Origin of the sequence: Kluyvera ascorbata ATCC 33433, from assembly GCF_000735365.1 — a bacterium.
Taxonomy (GTDB): domain Bacteria; phylum Pseudomonadota; class Gammaproteobacteria; order Enterobacterales; family Enterobacteriaceae; genus Kluyvera; species Kluyvera ascorbata.
This window is the reverse complement of record NZ_JMPL01000206.1, coordinates 1-3,502: the sequence shown is the minus strand read 5'-3', so window position 1 is coordinate 3,502 and position 3,502 is coordinate 1. Positions and strand designations below refer to the sequence as shown.

Here is a 3,502-nt window from a genome sequence, read left to right as displayed (position 1 = left end):
ATGTGATTCGCTTCCGCCAACTGCGGCGCTCTGAGCTGATGCTGCTGGCACAGCGCGGCGGCGCGGCCAACGACTTCGCCGAGTAGCCCGCAGGTACACATTACGCGGGCGCTGCCGAAGGCCACGTGAGAAGCCGAAATCAGGCGACCGGTCAGGAACAGATTGTCCAGCGAGCGGCTGTAGAGGCTGCGATACGGAATGGTGTAGGTGCCTTTGCTGTGGAACTGGCGGCAGCCGTCATGTTTGCTATAGACGCCGTCCGCCGGGTGCAGGTCGATAGACCAGCCGCCGTAGCCCACCGCGTCGTAGTGGTCACGCTGCTCGATGATGTCCTGCTGGCACAGCAGATGGTCACCGATAAAGCGGCGGCTTTCACGTTTACCGGGAATAGAACCAACCCATTCGATGGTCAAATTCTCAGCTTCCGGAAACTCGCCGGAGTTTTTAATGTAATTCCAGACGCCCCAGACGATTTTCCACAGCTCCCACTTAATTTGTTCGCTGTCGTGAACGGTATCAAGTCGGCCGCCCCACTCCAGCCACCATAGATCGCAGCCGTTAAGCGTTGAGGTCAAGCGTTTGTAGCGCGGAATAGCTTCAATATCCTGGAGGGCAAATGAGGGGGGCACGAACTTCACCGCTTCGCTGCTTTTACGGGTATAGAAATAGATGGAGTGACCGAGTTTGTGACCGAAATTGTCGCCAGGAGCCATTTTTTCGCCCAGCTCTTCGGCATCTTCCGCACCGATGCGGTATTCTGCCCCAGCGAGATGCCCCAGCACGCCATCACCCGTGGCATCGCAAAACTGCGTGGCTTGAATATGGTAGAAGGTTTCGTTGACGGCGTTAAAACCAGTTGCTTCGGTAATCCGCTGGCCTTCGCGGTTCACGGCATAAATGGCGGTGTTAAGCAGCAGAGTAAGGTTCTTCTCGCGCTGTGCCAAATCCAGCAGCAGTAGGTCGAACATCATCGGATTGCCTTCTTTGTTACGCCATAAATTCTCCTCGAGGATCTCGCCCATGATACCCCCCTCACGCGACCAGCGGTTGTTGTTGCCCATATGCGAAGTAGCGCCGTTAGCCCATAGACGAACTTCACTGGAGGCGTTGCCGCCGAGCACCGGTCGGTCCTGCACCAGGACCACCTGCAAACCGTCACGGGCGGCGGCGAGGGCGGCGCAAAGCCCAGACAGACCGCCGCCAGCGACCAGAAGATCGGTGCGCAGCGTTTGGTGGGGAAAATCTCGTTCATAGGTTTGCTGAAAAATTTGCATAAATTGTAATTCCTGCCTTTCTGGCGATAAAATAATAGTCTTTAAAAAAATGGGATCCCGCTATGTCGTCTCAACCTAATCAAAGCCTTATCGACGGCATTCGCTGCCTGCAATATCTGGTCTCCAGCGATCGGGCTATTGGTTGTCGCGAACTGGCGCGCCTGATGGGCATTAACCCAACCCGCGTGAATCGCCTGCTGATGACCATGGCCGCTATCGGTCTGACTACCCAGGATGAGCAGCGTCGCTACCTGCCAGGGCCTGGTATCCACGCGCTGGCGGCGCAGGCGATCCGCGGTTCCACGCTGTTCTCAAAGGCCCTCCCTCTGCTGGAAACCTATGCCCCGAAAGATATCGTGGTGGCCATGGGTGTCCTATGGGAGGACCAGGTTATCTACATCTTCCACTCCCGCCCCGGCAGTCATATCAGCCAAGCGCTGGCGGGATTCCATATGATGCCGGCCTGTCAGTCGGTCATCGGTATTGCGCTGCTGGCAGCAGAAAGCGATGAGGTGCTAGCTGCGCGCTTCAGTGCCGATGAAATGGCACGTATTGCGCCGTTTCTTCAGCAGCAGCGCCAGCAGGGGCACGTGGTCTGGCCGCACGATGACGGTGAGTTGTCCCTCGCGCAGCCTATCCAGTTCGGTTCGCATAAAGCCGCGCTGGCCTTTGCCGGGATGTACGACGTCACCCCAGAGCAAACGGCTTCGCGGCTGGCTGAACTTGTCACGCTTTGCGACCGGTTGACGGCATAGCGCTGTCGCCGTCGAGGTCAATCTTTCCGACCACGAACAGATAAGAGCAGATCCCCAGACAGGCCAATACGGCGATGAAGCCAAGCGCTGGGGCGAAGTTGTGTCCGTCGATCAGCGCGCCGATGGCAATCGGTACAACGATGGACGAGAGTGCGCCGGTAAAGTTGAATACGCCGCCTGCCAGGCCAATCAGATGACGTGGCGCGAGAGCGGTCACAAACACCCAGGTAATTGTCGCCAGGCCGTTACCGAAGAAGGCGATGGACATAAACAGGATGATGAGCGTTGGGTTATCGGTGTAGTTGGCGCCGAGAATAAACAGCGTCAGCGCCATGCCGAGGATTACCGGCGCTTTGCGAGCAAAGCTGGTGGAGACGCCACGCCGGATCAGTCGGTCGGAAACAAATCCTGCCAGCAGCACGCCGACGAAGGCTGCAAGGTAAGGGACGGAGGCCACGTAGCCAGATTTAATGAAGTCCATATGGCGATACTGCACCAGGTACGTCGGGAACCAGGTCAGGAAGAACCAGAAGGTTGCGGAGATGGTGAACTGGCCGAAGTAGATGCCAATTAGCTTACGGCTTTTGAACATCAGCCCCAGATCCTGCCAACTGAACGGGCGCTTCGCGGCGTTCTCGCGGCTTTCCATCACGGCACCGCCCTCGCGCAGGTGATCCAGTTCGGCTTTCGATACCGATTTATGATCCAGCGGGTCGCGGTAGACGCAGTACCACAGCACGCCCCAGATCATCCCCACCACGCCGGTAATCAGAAACAGACCTCGCCAGCCGAAGAGATCCTGCACGTGGAACAACACTGGCGTCATCAGCGCCATCCCGACAAATTGAGCAGAAGAGTAGATGCCGATAGCGGTCGCGCGTTCCTGCTCCGGGAACCAACTAGAGATGACGCGGTTGTTAGACGGCATGACCGGTGCTTCAAAGGCCCCCACCCCTAAACGCAGGCCGACCAGTGAACCAAAGCTACTGGCGACGGCGTGCAGCGCGGTAATCAGCGACCAGATAAACAGCCCAACGCCATAAACCAGGCGAGAGCCAAGGCGGTCAATCAGAAAGCCACCGGGGATCTGTAGCGCGGCGTAGATCCAGCCGAAAGCAGAAAAAATTAGCCCCATTTGTAGCGGAGTAAACTGCAGTTCTCCGGACATTTGCGTGGCGGCAACCGAGAGGTTGGTTCGATCCATGTAATTGATAATAATATTAATAAACACCAGGCCTAGCACAAAGAAGCGTACCCGTCCGGTTGAACGGGTGGCAGATCCTGTTATCGGTTGTTCTGACATAGTGGTGTTCTCATCATGTGAGGTTTTAAAGGGTACGAAGCGTAATATCATTGTTGTTATTGTTTCTTTTATAGAAACACTTAGTGGGATGCAAAGCGAGATATTAAGAAGTGTGATCTGTCTTAGATTTGTACAGGAATAAAACCGGTTTCAGGTTTTGGGGGAGGGAA

Annotated in this window: 3 protein-coding genes; 1 reads left to right on the top strand and 2 read right to left on the bottom strand. The window is 56.1% G+C overall.

Going from position 1 to position 3,502, the window contains the following annotated elements:
• A partial coding sequence (locus tag GKAS_RS23020; protein ID WP_035897828.1) for an FAD-dependent oxidoreductase occupies positions 1-1,274 on the bottom strand: 1,274 nt, incomplete at its 3' end.
• A 62-nt stretch (positions 1,275-1,336) separates the two neighbouring features.
• Between GKAS_RS23020 and GKAS_RS23015 the strand changes: the two genes are divergently transcribed.
• A complete protein-coding gene (locus tag GKAS_RS23015; RefSeq protein WP_035897827.1) occupies positions 1,337-2,029 on the top strand; it encodes an IclR family transcriptional regulator in 693 nt (230 codons plus the stop codon).
• On the opposite strand, the gene GKAS_RS23010 is transcribed toward GKAS_RS23015, so the two are convergent.
• Positions 2,001-3,332, bottom strand: a complete 1,332-nt coding sequence (locus GKAS_RS23010) for an MFS transporter (RefSeq protein WP_051910844.1) — start codon at positions 3,330-3,332, stop codon at positions 2,001-2,003. The genes GKAS_RS23015 and GKAS_RS23010 overlap by 29 nt on opposite strands.
• Positions 3,333-3,502: the final 170 nt, after the last annotated feature.

What these genes read in the sequence shown, in the direction of transcription:
- GKAS_RS23015 (WP_035897827.1), top strand. Translation starts at nt 1,337, where the DNA reads ATGTCGTCTCAACCTAATCAAAGCCTTATCGACGGCATTCGCTGCCTG.
- GKAS_RS23010 (WP_051910844.1), bottom strand. Translation starts at nt 3,332, where the DNA reads ATGTCAGAACAACCGATAACAGGATCTGCCACCCGTTCAACCGGACGG.